The organism is Oceanobacillus timonensis (genome assembly GCF_900166635.1).
GTDB lineage: Bacteria > Bacillota > Bacilli > Bacillales > Amphibacillaceae > Oceanobacillus > Oceanobacillus timonensis.
In genome coordinates, this window is record NZ_LT800497.1 from 1,859,344 (window position 1) to 1,876,230 (window position 16,887).

The 16,887-nt window shown below is 35.2% G+C and carries 18 protein-coding genes and 1 pseudogene; 8 read left to right on the forward strand and 11 right to left on the reverse strand.

Features of this window, described 5'->3' with window-relative positions; all coding sequences use genetic code 11:
- Positions 1-35 precede the first annotated feature (35 nt).
- From B7E05_RS09065 to B7E05_RS09075, 3 genes are read right to left on the reverse strand one after another with little or no spacing between them, the layout of a single operon-like run.
- Positions 36-947, reverse strand: coding sequence for an ABC transporter ATP-binding protein (locus B7E05_RS09065; protein WP_080873890.1), 912 nt, complete (start codon positions 945-947; stop codon positions 36-38).
- Positions 948-1,643 carry an ABC transporter permease gene (locus tag B7E05_RS09070; protein WP_080873891.1) on the reverse strand — a complete coding sequence of 232 codons (696 nt, stop codon included), beginning with the start codon at positions 1,641-1,643 and terminating at the stop codon, positions 948-950.
- Positions 1,644-1,662: 19 nt separating this feature from the next.
- On the reverse strand, positions 1,663-2,085 hold the full coding sequence (locus B7E05_RS09075; RefSeq protein WP_080873892.1) for a DUF4064 domain-containing protein: 423 nt from the start codon (positions 2,083-2,085) through the stop codon (positions 1,663-1,665).
- Positions 2,086-2,238: 153 nt separating this feature from the next.
- Here B7E05_RS09075 and B7E05_RS09080 point away from each other — a divergent pair, with 153 nt between their 5' ends.
- The 4 genes from B7E05_RS09080 to B7E05_RS09095 all read left to right on the forward strand — a co-directional run bounded on the left by B7E05_RS09080 (position 2,239) and on the right by B7E05_RS09095 (position 5,696).
- On the forward strand, positions 2,239-2,952 hold the full coding sequence (locus B7E05_RS09080; RefSeq protein ID WP_143833204.1) for a response regulator transcription factor: 714 nt from the start codon (positions 2,239-2,241) through the stop codon (positions 2,950-2,952).
- Positions 2,949-4,700, forward strand: a complete 1,752-nt coding sequence (locus tag B7E05_RS09085; protein ID WP_080873894.1) for a sensor histidine kinase — start codon at positions 2,949-2,951, stop codon at positions 4,698-4,700. Before B7E05_RS09080 ends, B7E05_RS09085 begins: the two co-directional genes overlap by 4 nt.
- 132 nt (positions 4,701-4,832) lie before the next feature.
- Positions 4,833-5,102, forward strand: a complete 270-nt coding sequence (locus B7E05_RS09090) for a response regulator (RefSeq protein WP_080873895.1) — start codon at positions 4,833-4,835, stop codon at positions 5,100-5,102.
- A gap of 111 nt (positions 5,103-5,213) precedes the next feature.
- Positions 5,214-5,696, forward strand: coding sequence for a hypothetical protein (locus tag B7E05_RS09095; RefSeq protein WP_080873896.1), 483 nt, complete (start codon positions 5,214-5,216; stop codon positions 5,694-5,696).
- A 480-nt stretch (positions 5,697-6,176) separates the two neighbouring features.
- Here B7E05_RS09095 and B7E05_RS09100 read toward each other — a convergent pair whose 3' ends face one another.
- On the reverse strand, positions 6,177-6,509 hold the full coding sequence (locus tag B7E05_RS09100; protein WP_080873897.1) for an SdpI family protein: 333 nt from the start codon (positions 6,507-6,509) through the stop codon (positions 6,177-6,179).
- 539 nt (positions 6,510-7,048) lie between these two features.
- Between B7E05_RS09100 and B7E05_RS09105 the strand changes: the two genes are divergently transcribed.
- Positions 7,049-7,291, forward strand: coding sequence for a hypothetical protein (locus B7E05_RS09105; RefSeq protein WP_080873898.1), 243 nt, complete (start codon positions 7,049-7,051; stop codon positions 7,289-7,291).
- Between the two features lie 409 nt (positions 7,292-7,700).
- Here the strand turns inward: B7E05_RS09105 and B7E05_RS09110 are convergent, their stop codons facing one another.
- The 6 genes and pseudogenes from B7E05_RS09110 to B7E05_RS09130 form a co-directional block, all read right to left on the reverse strand.
- Positions 7,701-8,435 carry a hypothetical protein gene (locus tag B7E05_RS09110; RefSeq protein ID WP_080873899.1) on the reverse strand — a complete coding sequence of 245 codons (735 nt, stop codon included), beginning with the start codon at positions 8,433-8,435 and terminating at the stop codon, positions 7,701-7,703.
- Positions 8,436-8,575: 140 nt separating this feature from the next.
- Positions 8,576-9,049, reverse strand: a complete 474-nt coding sequence (locus tag B7E05_RS22660) for a UPF0715 family protein (protein ID WP_425435091.1) — start codon at positions 9,047-9,049, stop codon at positions 8,576-8,578.
- A pseudogene (locus B7E05_RS22665) lies at positions 9,038-9,223 on the reverse strand (IS3 family transposase); the annotation flags it as partial. The pseudogene B7E05_RS22665 and the gene B7E05_RS22660, both read right to left, overlap by 12 nt.
- 219 nt (positions 9,224-9,442) lie before the next feature.
- Positions 9,443-10,690: an MFS transporter gene (locus B7E05_RS09120; protein ID WP_080873901.1), complete on the reverse strand. Its 1,248-nt coding sequence runs from the start codon at positions 10,688-10,690 to the stop codon at positions 9,443-9,445.
- Between the two features lie 335 nt (positions 10,691-11,025).
- On the reverse strand, positions 11,026-11,685 hold the full coding sequence (locus tag B7E05_RS09125; RefSeq protein WP_080873902.1) for a DUF443 family protein: 660 nt from the start codon (positions 11,683-11,685) through the stop codon (positions 11,026-11,028).
- A 73-nt stretch (positions 11,686-11,758) separates the two neighbouring features.
- The gene (locus B7E05_RS09130; protein WP_080873903.1) at positions 11,759-12,301 is read right to left on the reverse strand and encodes a hypothetical protein; all 543 of its coding nucleotides are present in this window, start codon (positions 12,299-12,301) and stop codon (positions 11,759-11,761) included.
- Positions 12,302-12,598: 297 nt separating this feature from the next.
- On the opposite strand from B7E05_RS09130, the gene B7E05_RS09135 reads away from it, so the two are divergent.
- Positions 12,599-13,720, forward strand: coding sequence for a hypothetical protein (locus tag B7E05_RS09135; protein ID WP_080873904.1), 1,122 nt, complete (start codon positions 12,599-12,601; stop codon positions 13,718-13,720).
- Positions 13,721-14,469: 749 nt separating this feature from the next.
- Here B7E05_RS09135 and B7E05_RS09140 read toward each other — a convergent pair.
- A complete protein-coding gene (locus tag B7E05_RS09140; RefSeq protein ID WP_080873905.1) occupies positions 14,470-14,949 on the reverse strand; it encodes a DUF1307 domain-containing protein in 480 nt (159 codons plus the stop codon).
- Between the two features lie 413 nt (positions 14,950-15,362).
- Here B7E05_RS09140 and B7E05_RS09145 point away from each other — a divergent pair, with 413 nt between their 5' ends.
- Entirely contained in the window at positions 15,363-15,638 is a 276-nt protein-coding gene (locus B7E05_RS09145) for a YesK family protein (RefSeq protein WP_179134504.1), read from the forward strand.
- A gap of 453 nt (positions 15,639-16,091) precedes the next feature.
- Positions 16,092-16,730: a sugar O-acetyltransferase gene (locus B7E05_RS09150; protein WP_080873907.1), complete on the forward strand. Its 639-nt coding sequence runs from the start codon at positions 16,092-16,094 to the stop codon at positions 16,728-16,730.
- Positions 16,731-16,887: the final 157 nt, after the last annotated feature.

The window sequence follows — 16,887 nt, forward strand, 5'->3', positions numbered from 1 at the left end:
CTTTCATTTTTCCTGCTTTGTTATACAGACTTCATTTACTCTAGATTAAGAAAAATTTCCTCAAGGGACGGTTCGTCTACTTCTAGTCGAAATACATCGATGTCCTGCCTTACAAATTGTTTATTTACTTGCGGAATATGCTCCTTTGAGGGAACGATGATTTCGGAAGCTGTTTCCCCGATTTGAATTTTTTCGACAAGCGCTGAAAAGGAAGACTGTAAGTGTACTTGCTCCTTATTAGAGAGAGCCCGATGATGAATATGAATCACGATGTCCTGCTGATATTGTTCCCGCAGCTGCTTCATCGTTCCCTGCGTTTGAATGCTTCCCTTGTTCATAATCGCAATCTCATCACATAATTTCTCTACTTCATTTAAATTGTGAGAGGTTAGTAGAATCGTAGTTCCTTGTGAAGCAATTTCCTTGATTAATGCATGAATATTCAAAACGGCGTTGGCATCCACGCCGGATGTTGGTTCGTCCAAAAAGAGCAGCTTAGGCTGATGAATAATGCTTTGGGCGATGCCCAGTTTCTTTTTCATTCCAAACGAAAACTTTTTTACTTTGACATGGACAGCGTCCTCTAAACCGACTTTGGTGAGAACATGGATAATATCCTGCTTGGAAAGCGATTGTTTGACTAATTTTTGAAAGTAGTTTAAATGCTGGTATGCTGTTAAATCATCATAAAAGGTAGAATAATCCGGCAGTACACCAATCTCTTTTTGAATCGATTCAAGTCTTTTTTCAGGATGTCCCAAAACTTCAAAGGAACCGGAGCTGGGCTTGATAAGTCCGGTTACCATATTGATAAACGTGGATTTGCCTGCTCCATTTTTTCCAAGAAAGCCAAAAATCGTACCCTCGGGAATGTGTAAATCAACGGAATCAACAACTATTTTCTTTCCATATGATTTAGTTAACTGATGTGTTTGCAAAGCTTCCATTTATAAATCCCTCTTTCTAAAGATGAATAAGCTTAATACAATAAATAAAACGGGAAAAAGCACTACGAAATAAGCATAGTAACTGTGCGTTTCTTCCTGTATGTAATAAAAATAAGGTGTAACATAGCCAATGGTTTTCATAAAAAGATTGTCTGTCCCTGTACTCCATAAACCAAGCACCGGCAAAGCAACCGAAATAATGATTCCTAAAAACATACTTAAAGATGGCTTTGGAATAACGGTTGATAGAAATAGTGTCAGGCCGATAAAGTAAGACACAAAAATAATCGCTTGAATCAGATTTAAAATGGAAAACGATTTTGAAAATGGAATGATGAGTAACAAAGCGACAGTAAGGCATACAGCCCAAAATAAAAAGCTCCCGATAAATTTGCCAAGGATAATATTACGCCGACTTGTCTTTGTTGCTAAAAAACGGATGGTCCGTGTATCCATTTCTTTATTGACGATGTTGTGGGATAAGCTGGTTACAAACAAAGGCGCAGCTAAAATTAATAAAAGCATTAATCCCATTATATAAGCATCCTGTCCAAGTCCTAAATCCTGAAGGGGAGCTTCAAATTGGCGGACTAATCTGGCGGCGCCGACTGTAACACCAAATAAGACGGCAATGATTAAACATGAGCGGATGCTCGTAAATAAACTTTTAAACTCTCTAAAAGCGATTGTAAACATAAATTCATCTCCTCGTTTCCTATGTATACTTGCCGGCAGAACGACTGTGGTTTATCGCCATGATTTCGGCAATCAAATAGATTATACCGCCGAAAATCCCTAAACCGATTGTTGAAAGTGTGCCAAGTATGGCTATTCCAATTAAAAGCATTCCAGCCGATTTTCCTCTAGCTTCTTTTTTCAATAAGTAAATAGCTGCGGACCCTAAGATTATCCAGGTGAAGGAAATAACAGCTAAATAGATAAACAGATAACCAATATAGCTGATGATTTGCTGTTCGCTGAATTCAACTATATTTTCATCCTCCATAAAAGACTGGACTAACTCCAGTGTCTCAGGGCTTCCCTCGACATTGCCATACAACAGGATGCTTCCTGCGAATAGTACGCCAAGTAATAAAATGCCAATGGCTGTTAAAATCATTTCTGCTTGGTGTTTCATATCCACTACTCCTTCTTATGTTTCTTTACGTTCACTCTAGCAAACGCAGCTGTCTGCTAGTTGAACAGAACATTACCAATCAATTAAAAAAGCTTCGATTTGTTCAACTGTTCGTAAACTTGCTATGGTACGATACCAATGGAGGTGTCATACATGGAGGAACAAACAGATATTTTGATTGTGGATGATGAGAAAGCAATTGTAACTATGTTAGAAATGATGCTGAAGAAAGAAGGATTTCAGCGTGTACATAAAGCTTATACCGGGCAGGAAGCCATTCAAATATTAAAGGAACATAAAATAGAAGTGATTATTCTGGACGTTATGCTTCCGGATGGGAGCGGTTTTGATTTTTGTCCGAAAATCAGAGAGTTGACGAATGCGTATATTCTCTTTTTAACGGCAAAAGTGTCCGACTTGGATGTGTTAACAGGGTTTGCGACAGGAGGAGATGATTATGTCACCAAACCATTTAACCCGTTAGAAGTGGCGGCAAGGATTAAAGCGTATTTAAGAAGATCTGCTAAAACAGAAGCAGTTACACCAGAAAAATCTAGCAACTATGATTTTGGCCATTTTGTCCTGGATGAAAGCGCAGGTGTGTTAACGGTTAATGGAAAGGATGTTCCATGCCCGACACAGGTCTATTTGCTGCTTCTTTATTTATGTAAGCATCCAAATAGAATTTTTTCCAAAGCAGATTTATTGGAGGCGGTTTGGGGTTTTGAACATTTTGCAGATGAGAATACGGTTTCGGTACATATTAGAAGAATCAGAGAAAGAATTGAGGTCCATCCGAGTAAACCGGAATTTTTACTCACTGTTCGGGGATTGGGATATAAATTGGTGAAAGGAAATGCCTCATGAAGAAATTACGGAGCCGGTTGTTTTTTCATTTTTCGATTCAGTTTGGTTTTATTTCTTTGTTGATGATTGTTGTTGTAGTCCTTAGTCTGTTTATTGGATTGTTCTATTTTGCCAAGGAAGATAGAGAAGCAGATTATTATCAAGCACAGATAGAGGAGATTGCTATTGAAGTCGGTGATCCTTATACATATAGAGAGAGTAATAGAAATATTAGCGATGTATTACCGGCAGATGTTTGGCTGCAAATTATTGATAAAGAGGGAAATGTCATTGAGTCTGAAAATGTGCCCGAAGGTTTAAGAGAGAGTTATAGCAGCATCGACATTCTACAAATGAAGGAAAAAGAACAGCTTGGGGAATATACGGTAAAATATACACTGGAAGAACCAATGTATGATAGTGAAGAGCCATATTTATTTATACTTGGTTATCAAGAGCTGGGAACGATTCTGATGAACGAACTAGCAGAAAACGTTAATATCAACGGTAAAGTTCCTGAATCAGAACAAGCTGCGGTGGAAGAAAGGCTAAATCAAATTGGAGGAACATTGTCTGTTTATGATGAAACGGGAGATTTGCTTCAACAGTTTGGTGAGGAGGAACAAATCGAAACGTCGCCATTAGAAATCATTCGAAGAGATGTTTCCCCAGACCATTATGCTGAAAACCAAAATACATTTTTAGATAGAGATTCGGGTCATTCATGGATTTTATCTACGCCAAATGAGTCTAAACAGGAAATTCCATTAACGATGTTTCAGGACATGAGGCTGGTTCTTGCTTGTCTGGCTGGTGTTCTTCTACTTGTCACGCTTTTTATTACATTCTGGAAGAGTTTCCATTATGGGAGCCCTTTCTTTATTCTGATCAATTGGCTAAATCGGATGGGAAATGGAAACTATAAGGAAGTTTTAACAGCGCAGGAGAAGAAAAAAGTATATCGGAAAAATGGCAAATTAAAAAGAAGATATAAATTATATAAAGAGGTTTTCCAGGCATTTGATGAGATGGCTGAAAAACTGGATGCTTCCCAAAAAGAAAGAGAACAGCTGGAAAAAAGCAGAGAGGAATGGGTTACGGGAATTTCCCATGACCTTCGTACACCTCTGACTACCATGGAAGGTTACGGGCGCTTGCTGGGAAACAGGGAATACGACTGGTCGAAGCAGGAGCTTCAAGAGATTGGAGATACCATCACTGAAAAAAGTGATTATATGGTAGATCTAATTGAAGACTTTACGCTCAGCTTTCGATTGAAAAATGATGCCAACAGCTTAACGTTTAACGCGGTGAATATCAATGAATATATGGAACAAATCTTAGATAAATTTCAAAAGGATGTCACCTTTAAGGATTATCCAGTTGCGTACGAACCAGTTCATCCAGATAGAAAAATAGAAGTGAATGAACGGTTGTTTGAAAGAATGATTGATAATCTGATGTATAATGCTTGGAAGCATAACCCGCCTGAAACTGCTGTGAAGGTTGAAGTTGCTCACTCTGAAGAAGAAAAGGCACTGGAAATCAGAATTACCGATAATGGAATGGGGATGGATGAAGAAACGCAAAAGCATCTGTTCACCCGCTATTATCGCGGCACCAATACAGAGGAAAGGAATGAAGGGACAGGGCTTGGCATGAGTATTGCCCTGCAAATCGCCAAGCTGCATCAGGGGGCTATTTCCGTTCAATCTGAAAAGGGCCTTGGCACAACCGTAGCAGTAGTTTTGCCTGATGATAGAGATTAGTCAAAGAACGCGTTACAGCATGCGAAAAACTGTAACGCGTTCTTACATAGCAATTATTAACTAAAAATAAAGAATGCTAAGACAGCATCATGCATGATTTATACTTAAAGTAGTTAGAGAAGAGGGGTTCCAATGGAAGAGAGAACAAACATTTTAATTGTAGAAGATGATTATGAAATTGCCCGGATTATGAAGGATCATCTGGACAGGGAAGGGTTTCAAACGACATGGGCATCTACTGGTATAGAAGGCTGGGAGGATTTTAAAGCAGGTTCCTTCTCCATCGTGCTTGTTGATTTGATGATGCCGGAGATGGATGGCTATGAGCTCTGTGAAAAAATTCGTTTGGAAAGCGATGTGCCCTTATTAATCGTCAGTGCAAATTGTTCCTTATTTTTATAAGTTTACAGAAAACGAAGAACCTATTGTTTAATTTCAGAGAATATTATTAAATGGAATTTCTTAATGGTTTTATAATTTAGTGTATGTAACAGGAAATAAAGAGGTGCTGTAATGGAAAGTGGAGCAAACAAAAGTTTAGAAAAAAGGCTCGGTTATTTATTTACTGGAGAATTTTTTGCAGTAGCAGTTTTTAGCTATATATATTTTGATAATTTTTCTCTAAATCAAAGCTATTCATTGATTTATGCACTATTTACCCTGAATTTTATACTATTACAGGGGAGTTTTTATTGGTTTATCAAATGGAAAAGATTGAAAAGTAAAAGGACTGTTTTACCTAATCTATATAAACCTCTTACCATTTTGAAGAAAGTTAATTTTGTACTCCTATGTATGATGCCTTTAATAGTAATTATGGATATCTTAATCATGAAGCGAATGTCCTTTATCTTTTTGGTTGCTGTATTTGTTTACATCTTTGCCATCATAGAATATATTAATTATTTTCATATACAATTAACCAATTACAAGAACGAAAAAGGGAAGAAAGCTTCTATAGTTAAAGAAATTGAAAACTCAAAACGTAAAAGTTAGAAGAAATATGATTCAATTTGAGAATGTTTGCAATATACTATTAATATGAAATAGAGAGGATTATCTATGTCCCTGCTTGATCCAATTTCACAAGCAGCAAATAAAATTGTTTATGATATAGTAGCGATTTTTATACTTGCAGGGTTACATATCCATCATCATCATGAGGATAGTAGCATTTTGTTCGAAAAATGAGAGAAAAATAATATCTGCTATAGCGCTGATTTTAACTATATTTAATATTGCGGTTATTTGATTCTTTGCATGGTTTGGTGCAAATTTTACATGAATAAGTAAGTTAAGTTTTTTGAACCCTAATTAAAAATACAAATCCTGATTTATTTAAATATAGTGATTTTGAGAAATTTTCTATAAATGTCCATCCGTTTATGCAAATAAAAAATTGTTGTACAATTAGCTAATTCATTGTGCAACAATTTTTTGTTTTTGAAAGCAGGCAGTAAAGCAGTCCTTCCTTTCTCATTCTGTTAAATATAGCTCAATTTGAATAAGTCTTCTCTCTGTTAGAACGAAAACCGGCAGGAAAGAAAGCACTGCCCATCCTAATTCAAAAAATAAATAATATTCATTGCTGTAAGTTACAAACATTAAGGCGATACCTATTAAAATATTAAGAATCCCCACTATGATCAATATTTTCGCGGAATATTTTTGAGCAAAATCCCATAGTTTTTGATTTTTCATAGATCTTTTGGTTCGATAGCCATATATGCTGTTAATATTATCAGGACTGGAAATCTTTAGAATAATACTTGCCACCAGAGTACCCAAACCAGTGAGAAATACTAACATTCTTATCACCTTCTTACTAAGATAGTTCACCTAAAACAATTATAACTGCTTTTCGGGATTCTCTACAGAGTTAATGACAGTCATCCATGTCCCGCCAGCTAGATAAATAGTATTGTCTCTTACTACAACACCACATTGAGGACCTGCTTTATCAGATTCATCAGCGCGCTCATAAACATTGAAATAATTCTAAAGTCACATTAACATAAGAATTTTATTCAAAAAAGCATACATTATATCTTTTAGTATTTCATACTGCGTTAATTGTTGTTCCAGTTAGAACAATAAAAATTTATTTAGTCACCAATGCTGTATAAATTGGAATAGAGGATTCTGCAAAAAGAAGTGTATCTTTTTCTGATGGTTAAAAATGTTTAGCTGAATTGGAATCCGGCAAAACATTACTATAGGGCAGGTAATAATGGAATATTAAACTTAAACAATTTGCTGTTATACCGTCATTCTTTTTTGTGAAATATCTTTTCTAAGGGTGGACTATATTGTGGAATCTAATCCTTTATTTCTAAGGTGGTTTTATAATGAATAAAAATAAAGATGAAAAAGATAACAGTAATTATTTTGAAAGTAAGGAAAGAAAGGTAGAGACAAATGAATGGCGTAAACTAATAAACATTATCCTTTTAGCAGGAGTCTTTTATTTATTGCATATATTTAATGTTTATGATCATATAGGTTTCATATTATGGCTTCTGGTACTAATAGTATCTGCTGTCATAATAGATAAGATTATCCGGAAAATTTTTTCTTTGTTTATTGATTGATTATATAAGAACGGTTAGGATATAGTGCCTACATACAAAATTTTTATAGGCAAGCTATCGAATATGCATTTGATGATAGCTTTTTTATGTGAATATAGAACTTTTTAACTGAATAATGAGCTATTGAAATATCAGCTGATTTTACTAGGTAACCTAAGGGCAATAATTTTTTAAATTCATAAAAAAATGAATAGCTTGTTCAATCAACCCTATAATATACCGATTACTATATTTAGGCATGAGAATAATATTGATAAAAGCTTACACATCTAATGTTTTATCAAACTTTTAGTTATAAGAAATAGAATGAGTAAGGAAATTGGTGCTATAAAAATGGGAGAGTAAAAGAAAATGCGCAAGTAAGAGAGTGTATGGCTCTTACTATGCATTTTCGTCTACTCTCCAGTCTTCATTGAATAGAAAGCTTACCTATTAAATTTATAATTTCTTCATCATTACCAGTATCGATGTAGACGGATTCAGTATTATTTATAATTTCTTCTCTATCTTTTTTTAATTCATCTAAATCTGCATCATCAGGACGAGGAAGGCCACCGTACCAACGATAGGGTGTTTTATACACATTCACTGTTCCATCCCCATTGCTGCTATATGTTACAACTCCATCTACTATTCTATCTCCTCGTAGCTGTATAACGTCTTCCGGATAACGAACATCAATGTCATCTTCCTCAGGATTGAGCAGTGTGCCTTCTGGGATATGTTGAACATCAATGTACTCTACATCTGGATTTGGTCCGAGTTGGTTCCACACACGAGCGTATTCAATTTCTTCAGATGAAAAATTTGATAAGTTATCCTCTGAGTCTGTATCTGATTGATTATTTTCGGAGATTTCATCTTCTTCATTAGAAGTTTCATCATTTGTCGATTCGGATTTATTGGAAGAAGCACTATCTTCGGAATTTGTCTTTGAATCTGTACCCGAATTATCAGATGAAGTTTCATCATCGTCATTATCATCATTAGTATTTTGTGAAGCATCTTCATTGGAGGAATGATGATTTGATTCGTTGTAAGCTTTTTCTTCCGTTTCGTCATTATTATCTGAACACCCAATTAGAAATAGTGTAAGTAAAAGTGCTAGTGCACTGCGAAAAATAATGTGGTGTTTCTTTTTCATTTTTATCCTTCCTTTTTAAGTTAATAGAGAGTTTTTCTTTTTACCCGATACCCTCAATACTATATTTTTAGAACACTTTAAGATATGTAAAAATTAATATTACACTTCAATAATGCGGAACTTATATAATTTTATAATTATTAAATAGATTTGGGCTTTAAAATAATTATTGAATTCCACAACCAAAAATTAACAGCAGCCCCTATCCAAATAAAAAACATCACCCAACCTGATTCATTAAAAAATGAGTCCCAATTTAAATGAGTAATACGGTAGAAAAAAGTAGAATCAAGTAATTGTAAAACTAGAAAAGAGCCTATTAAATAAACTACTAAATCCAATAAACTAAATGGTTTATTTTTTTTGTTAAGGATGATGGATAAAGGAAATGCCGTACACAAATATATAATAGATGAAGGTACGGTGCAAATGAGTAACATAGGGAAATATAAAAGAAATGTCCCATCTGGCCACAAACTGAATAAATAAATATTTGCGTATGTTATGCTTGCAAACAAAATTAATAGAATATTTTTTTTCATAAATAAATCAAACCTTCCATTGCAAAGGGGGATTATGGTAAAAGTAATATTTTTCAACATAATTGGTGACATACTCCCAATCGTTGAAGGAATTCGCTTGTAATTATAAAATATCATGATGTGAGAAAAGATACTATACTTAGCTTCAATGCTGATTTGATAATCTTCATGAAAGAATAATTCTTTCTTCATCACACTATGAAGCGATTCGATATAGGCATTCTCATAACAGTTGCCTTTTCGGATCCTGATTATAGGGACATGATGTTTTCGGAAAAGCGCTTCATCCCTTTTGACCGTATATGAAATTCAACCAAAGATATTAAAAATAACAATTAAAAGCATAAGTAATGTCATATTTACTGCTTAAGTTATACTTGATACCAATCATTTTATAAGACAATTCTTTCCGATCACTGAGTTACTTTAGAAGCATAGCGTAACGCTTTCCAGTCAGCTTATATGCTAAACAAATGATTTCTGCTTTTCTTTCTTGATTTGAATACGCCAGCTTACTGCTAATATAACAAGCAGCATGGCACATCCTATATAGAGCATTTCATAACCAAATGTAAATGATAGCAAGAGATAACCAACAAATGGTCCGCAGGCTGCACCTGTATCCTGAACAACTGTGTAGTAGGTGAAGAAGCGAACGGCACCAGCTTTATGAGAATGATCTGCAGCTATTGCATCCATGAGTGTTGTTAATGCGGTTGACGTCAACATTGCACTGATTGTAATAAGAATCCAAATCAGAGGGGCGAAGGGAAAAGCTAACAGTGGAAAACTGACACCTCCTGCAAGTAAGGATCCGATTAAAAATGGTTTTCTTCCCTTTGAACCATCGGACCAGAAACCGACTCTCGTTGCTAAAAAAGGTTCCCATGACCACCGTAATGCCTGTAGAACACCCGAAAGAGCCGAGGCGGCAATAACAACATTAAGAATCTCTACATCCTCGCCATAATGATAAATAATGAGCGAGGATAAGGTTGCGGTGAATACTCCTTGTATGATAAACGTAATAAAAAATCCGCTGCTCATGATAAGAGCATGATTTTTCAGTATATCAAGCCCGAGGATATTTTTCTTTCTTCCTTCAGACCTTGAGCTTGAGGAAGGTGCTTTGCTTTGAAAGAATATACCTAATAAAATCATTCCTATGCCGGAAATCAGACCAAATGACAGGGATACCCAAGTTAATCCCAAAAACGGTGTCAATACCCCGCCGACGAGCATGCCCATAAGACTTCCTAATCGGTATAGGCCATTATATAAACCCATTGCCTCTCCCTGTCTATGGTTTTTGCCATGGACTGCTACGGTCGATAGTCCGCCAATTCGTAAGAACGACCAAGCAAGTCCCCATAAACAACGGAGAACCAGCCACGCCAAAAATCCTGTAGCTAATCCGTAACCTGCAGTTGTTATCACACTCAGAATAACGGCAAATACCAATCCTGTTTTTAATGAGATTTTTTCATATATCCAGCCAACGAAAGGATTTAAAGGTAAGCGGACAAAACGGTTGACAGCAAGTAATATGCCTACTTGCCAAACGCCATCCAAGCCAGCCTCTCTCCAATAAATCGGAAGCGCAATATAAAGCATGGAATCACCAAGCAGGCAGCAAGCTGTTACTAAAGCAATAATGATGATATTACGTTTATCTTTGTTTTTTTCAGTATGAATTGCAGCCACCTTCTTCATTTGCATAACTGTTGATGGTAAAGATTTATTTAATATGAACAATATTCTTTTCGCTTCGTTGTATAATTATGTTCTTCGCAAAATAAGTTCTATTTTAGTTTAATCTACCATCAGCTTACTTACACCATATACCATTTTGCAGCTTTGTTCCATACCAAATCTTTTGAAAATTCTTTTTTTGATAAGGATGTTCATGCATGTTATGCAGTGATCATATAAAAGAAACCCTCTCCTAAAAAGAAGGGGTTTCTAACATCTTCATCTTGGAAAGTCCTCACACTCGAACAAAAGTTGAAAGATGTGGTTTCATTCTAACATGTTTTATAAGGGTTACCTTAACTTGCTGCTTTTTTATCACCTTTAAACTTTACCGTAGTATTACCCACCGGAACGGTTATAAAGCTGAGAGATAACAAAAATAACAAAAACAATATCCCCGCAAGAAGATACAGTGCATTTGGAAATCGAATATATTGATAGCAAAATAACACAATAAGCCCTATAAATGACAAATACATAAATAGGATGTGAAAAACGTTCTTATAAGAAGGTGGCCTGATCCATAATCGAGTCATTGCGTATTGCTTCAGATGTGCGACCTGATAAATGCTTTTTTGACATCTCTTATTAATATAGAAAAATCCTAACAACACCAGGAAGAACGCAATCAGGACAATAATCGTATTGAAAAGTGGTGTCCCTGGAAGATTAAAGTAATATCCCAATAACCATATTGAATTTGCTGATAACCCAACAATCAGTCCAGCTGCTATCTCTTTCGGATCTGTTTTCATTCGCCCTGGATCCGGAACTTTCAATTCCTCTATAATTTCTTGATTATTAACTTGATAAACCTTATTCGGGAACATCCAGAAGAAAAATGGAAAGAAGAATTTCCAAAAAAAATGTCCCATATCCAGGATATAGGTTTGATTATCAATGGTCAGGATACGATACCTGAGATTTTTCCAAACGCCGTTCACTTTACAATGCATTAAATATTTTCACTCCTTGTCTACTTGATCGAAAGACCCTAAGAATATATTTCTCATCTTCATTTACAGCATATTAGTTTTCCTCAGGGTAAAACGCATACCTGAACCAATCAAAATGTGGATTACCAAAATCAGAGTCAATTTGTTTTGTTTCACCAGAATCTAAGGAAATATCAAATATTTCTTCATGAATTATTTCATTATTCTCGTCATAAATCGCGACCCTTACCTCTCCATGAAACGCCCACGTCTGATGAAAGTTTTTAACGTATACATGGGAGGTCATATTCCCATTTTCATTAATTGGTTCTACGATAGCCACCAATTCTTTATTTGCTGTACGATATTTGTTATCTTCATATACTTCATTTAATCGATCTTCTATATCAACTTCCTCTTCTTCACGTGACGTTGATGTTGCATCTGGCTGTGACTGGTCAGGAAAGGTATTTAAATAAATCAGAAAAGAAACAGCAGCCAAGTTAAAGAAAAAAGCTAATATGCCTGAAATGAACGTTGTTTTTCGAGGATATCTTCCGATAATCATTGCCAGTACCGCAATCATTGTGAAAAAAACCGTTACAAATTGCCATTCTGAAAAGATAATATCCTTCATTCATTCACAACTCTCTATTATGTATTAAGTAAAAAAAAAATTTATCGTAATGTAACTAGCTGTAAAACCCCCAATCCAAGAATAAAACGTATTTGAAAATTCCAAGCGGGAGATAGGGCAGCCAGTAACGGCCCGATTGGTTCACCTAACCTTCAATGGTGGTGAAAGGGCCCTTCCGCTGAAGGAAGTTTCACCTTATCACGAGGACTTTTACTATAGGTCTTTGATAAAAAGAAAATTTCCTTTATACTAATTATAGCAAATTTTCATTTAATTAACTATATATCAGGAGGAAATATGAAAACTAATAATGTGTTATACCAGTACACAGCGAAAAAAATGGGTCCTTTTGGGTGGATTTTGATCTTTTATATTATAACGATTCTATTTTTGTTAAGTATTGCAATGATACTTGTACCAATCATGGCTATTTTGAGAACGATTACTGTTTGGAACCTGTTATTCTTGCTGCTCTGTCCACTCGGAGGCTGGCTTAGTATTAAGGTTTTTCACTATGCTCGTGGTTTGATTTGGAAAAATAATCATCTAACGACTTATAGATTTTTCGATGGCATCATCCTATTCGATGAATGGAAAAATATATATGATAGAGAGCCAACTACGGAACAACTAGATTTAGCCACTATTCAAAAAGTGGTAGTAGCTCCCTATGTAACAAATGAATATAGAACAAAACATGGAGGTCATCACGTAGATAGCAGCTATATCATTTATATTATATATTCGATCAACGCAGAAAATAACTTATTGAAGATCCCTTTTGCCAATAATTATGAAAATATCAATATCTGGTTAACCTATTTTCAAGATCAGCGGGTCTCTGTCCAGTTTACAGAAGAGGTCTTATATAGTTATGAGCGGAATATATACACAGATGAGGAAAGGCTGGAACAATTAGAATCAAATATCCATACAATCCCTCTTTCCTACAACGGGGATTGGAAGCAACAGAATAAAATGATGCACCAAAATTGGAGCCAGGAATTCCCACACGATGTGTATAATATCGAAGTGTATGGCAAGAAAAAAAACAGATCCAATCCTATTTTTGCCATGGTACCAATCACTTCTGTTCTAGTGGGGGGTGTAATTTTTGGATTGGTTGAGTTAAGCAGACTGGGATGGTTTGCTGCTGATAATCCATGGCCTGTTTTTGCTGTACTTTTCCTAATCAGTTTTCTATTTTTCTTTGTACTGCGTCGTCATCTGCGTTGGTATTTGATGCTGCTGTTTGTTGTCATCCACTTTGTTGTTGTACTTATCATGGTGATGGAATATGGAGAAAGGGAGAACATTGCTTCTCAGGTTACCGAAAATGCGTTGGGTATAGCAATGTTATTTCCGTTTATTGTCTGGATTCCTTATTTCATTGTTAAAGCAACCAGGGCTAACAAATAGGGGGAAGATAAGGGTTTAAGCAAGTATTCACTAACGAGCAGCGTTTACCAGAGTACAACTTTAGGCACCGTCTGCATTTGCCGTATCGCTGGACCAGGCGAAGCGATTCAGTTGCTTTCATAAGATGATAGAACTATCGAAGTCCAATCTGCCAGCGCCTATGACAGATAAAATCAAGACCCTCGGATTAAAGGCCCTGTATGTCGCACCGTTATTTCAAAGCGAGGATTGGGATGGACTGGTACAAATCTTGCGTGTAGTTAATTCGCAGACCAAACATAAACACCTGTCCTTTTTTATTGGGTATGATATGACGTGCCGATGTTTTATGTAGATTATACGTTACAGTGTGTGCATGTTATACAGTAAACTATAAAAAAGCCCTCTCCTAAAAAGGAAGGGCTTCTAACATCTTCATCTTGGAAAGTCCGCACCTTAGAACAAAATTTGAAAGATGCAACTTTATTATAATATGTTTAAATTGAATGTAAATTCGTTTTATTCAGATTTTATGAAAAATAAGCTTTATAGAGATTTGGTTATTCTTGTAAAGAAAAGAGGTTGGCATCAAGATAACCTCTTTAGGTATAGAACTTCCTTAATTTAAACTTAAAATAATTCTGTAAAGATATCCTTTAAAAATAAGAAAACCAAATAACCTATGCTATACATTACTTAAGAGAGCGTACGGCTCTTACTACACAGCTTAGTTTACACTCCCGATAAAACAACTTTCATAGAAAGATATGCTATTTCTCTTCAAAACCAAGTTCTTCTAAATGTTTCACATAATTTTTCAATTTTAAATCGTCCTCATTAGAAACTGCTGCATCAAGTTCAATGATGTCATCTATGTCTGCAACGGTTAAATCGTAATAACTATTTATAACAAAATAGTCTTCTTCATAATTAACTCCAGCTTCGACCCCTTCAATATCATTCATTTCCTTGTATTCTTCCATATTTGTATCGTGTTGTGATTCCATCTTTTCCCTTGATGCTCCTTCTATTCCTAAGTCAGCGTAGTTTATTTTATTTTCATATCTTACGGATTGTATTTGACTATTTTCAGATTCCGGTGTAACTTTACTCACTGTCATATCGTTATCTGCCCAAAGAACTACAGTTTCATCTTTTGGAGAGAATAGTTTAAACGAGATAAAAACGATTGATCCTAGAATAAGAAGAAGCAAAATTAATATTCCAGCAATTTTTATTTTTTTATTCATTGTTTCAGTAACTCCTATCCATTATTAAATATAATTTACTGAGTGAATCAGATATGGAAATCAGTGGATAATAGGGAATTAGATAGTATGTTTTAACTTATAGATGCGTGGTCTAACTCCACCGTCTTTAGACGGTATCCGCTTTTAGCCTTATTTTTTTGTTCATACTAACAAATGATTTTGTCTAATCAAAGAACATATCTTTTAAAAAACAAAGATAGAAAATAATCGAAATTATTTAATCTAAAGTGTAAATTAATGAGATCTTTTTTATTTTCAACGTTAGCAATTCTACATAGGAACCAGTTGAAAAACAGACTCAATCATATCATAGGTTGATATGATTACGTTGAATTTTGTATTTGTTAATGCAAAACTTATAGCGAATGTCATTAAACAGAGGAGTGAAATCCATGGCTGAAGGAATAATAGAGACTGTGTTGTATATCCTCGGTATTGGTGTTGTTATATTCCTTTTGAGTATGCTTTTTAAAGAAAAAAGAATCATCTTGCCTCTTATTACTTGTCTACTCAGTGTCTTGGCGTTTATTCTAAGTATTTTCGTTGGTGGTTGGGGAGGATTAGGACTTGGATATATGAGTTTTAATGCTTTTACAGCTTCCGTTATAAATCTTTTTATCCTGACTATTATGAACAAATCCAAAAATAAAGAAAATCCTGGAAGTTAGATCCTGGAAGTTTTAGAAATACCTATAAAGCATAAACATTTAAATAACTCCTAGTTTACTAAAGTGATATAGGGCAAGTGGAACAGCTTGGGAAATAAGTAATGAAAATTATGTTATAATAAGTGCGAATATTGCATAAGAATGAACGTAAATAATAAGGTGGCAAAATGAAATGCCATCCTGCCAAAACTAGGCAAGTCATTGAAGTAGGCTTCGATCCTTTTTAAAACTGTTTCCTCTGAAATGTGGGGAAAGCGCTCGAATTGTGGTCATTTACAATACCTTTGTAGTACCAATGGGTAAACAATCGTAGCTTTTAGTATGAATAGCACTTGTTATGTTTGGCTTGTCTGTTTATAGAATGAACTTTTGAAACAAAACTAAAAACTACAGGAAATAGCGATTGGAACAAACTTGTTGAGCCTGCGCTAGATTCCACTTAGGAGAATAAAAATGAGAGAAGAAGAAAAAATCTTTAAAGGTACCCTTTTTTCACCTGGAGAACCGGAGTTAAAAGAAATAAAGCTCAGAACTCATAACCTATGTTCCGAATATAACCGCACGTTCGAAGATGAAACGGAAAAGAGACAAGCACTCATTTCAAATATTTTCCATGAAATTGGAGAGAGTAGCCGTCTGCAAGGTCCTATTTATATTCACTATGGAAAACATACAAAGATTGGTAATCTTTTTTTTGCAAATTTTAATTTAACCATTCAAGATGATGCAGAGGTGGTTATTGGCAATCATTGCGATTTTGGCCCAAATGTGACGATCGTTACACCTGTACATCCAATGCTTCCAGATGAACGCCGTGCCATTATGGATAAAGATGGTGTGCCTAAGCATATGTGTTATGCGAAACCTGTTAAAATTGGTAATGATTGCTGGCTTGGAGCAAATGTGGTTGTATGTCCAGGAGTAACAATCGAGGATAATTGCGTAATTGGGGCAGGGAGTGTTGTTGTGAAGGACATTCCAAGCAATACTTTTGCAGCTGGCAACCCATGCAGAGTGATTAGAGAAATTACGGAACTGGACAGCATGAAACATAAGCCGGAAATTTTGGACGATAATAGAATTATAGAATAAAAATATTTCGGACTATGAAAAGCCCTGCAGATTACCATTTAATACTGCGGGGCAAACGTAATTGGCGTAATCACGGATAAAGAAGGTACTGTAATATGATAAACGAATAGAAAAGCTCTTTCCCAACAAAACGGAGAAAGAGCTTTTGGTCATTATT